The organism is Halolamina salina (assembly GCF_042678005.1).
GTDB lineage: Archaea > Halobacteriota > Halobacteria > Halobacteriales > Haloferacaceae > Halolamina > Halolamina salina.
The window spans coordinates 1-741 of record NZ_JBHUDH010000188.1 but is presented as its reverse complement, the minus strand read 5'-3'; the positions used below and the strand labels follow the sequence as shown (position 1 = coordinate 741).

At 73.8% G+C, this 741-nt stretch carries 1 protein-coding gene; it reads left to right on the top strand.

Going from position 1 to position 741, the window contains the following annotated elements:
• Positions 1-741 (top strand): ABC transporter substrate-binding protein (locus ACFR9S_RS14005; protein ID WP_379818905.1); only part of this gene is annotated, 741 nt, incomplete at both ends.

Below are 741 nucleotides of genomic sequence, written 5' to 3'. Positions count from 1 at the left end.
GGACCGCTCAGCCTCGCGACGGCGACGACGGCGTACGACAGCGGCCTGCTCGACGCCGTCGTGCCGGGGTTCGAGGAGGCGTTCGGCGCCTCGGTCCGGACGCTGCCACGCGGCACCGGCGGCTCGCTGGAGACCGCCCGCAACGGCGACTGCGACCTCGTGATAGTCCACGCTCGCCCGCTGGAGGATCGCTTCCTCCGGTCGGGCCACGGTCTCAACCGTCGCGGGCTGATGGTCAACGACTTCCTGCTCGTCGGCCCGACCGACGACCCCGCGGGGATCGCGGGGAGCGGTCCACGCGCTGCCTTCCGCGCGATCGCCGAGGCCGAAGCGGCGTTCGTCTCCCGGGGCGACCGCTCGGGGACGCACATCCGCGAGCAGCGCATCTGGGAGGCGGCGGGCGTCGACCCCGGCGGCGACTGGTACCGCGAGACCGGGCAGGGGATGGGCGACACGCTCGCCGTCGCCGAGGGGCTGGGCGCGTACACGCTGACCGACCGCGGCACGTTTCTCACGGTTCGCGAGGGGTCGCTGACGCCCCACGTCGATCGGGGGATCGACGACCCGCCGGCCCTGCTGCGCAACGAGTACGCCGCCATCCCCACGAACCCGGCCCGCCACGACGTTGCGTACCCGCTCGCGATGGCGTTCGTCGGCCACCTGACCGGTCCTGCGCGCTCGACGATCGCCGAGTTCCGCGTCGACGGCGAGATCCCCGCGGTCGACGTGCTGGCCAACGAG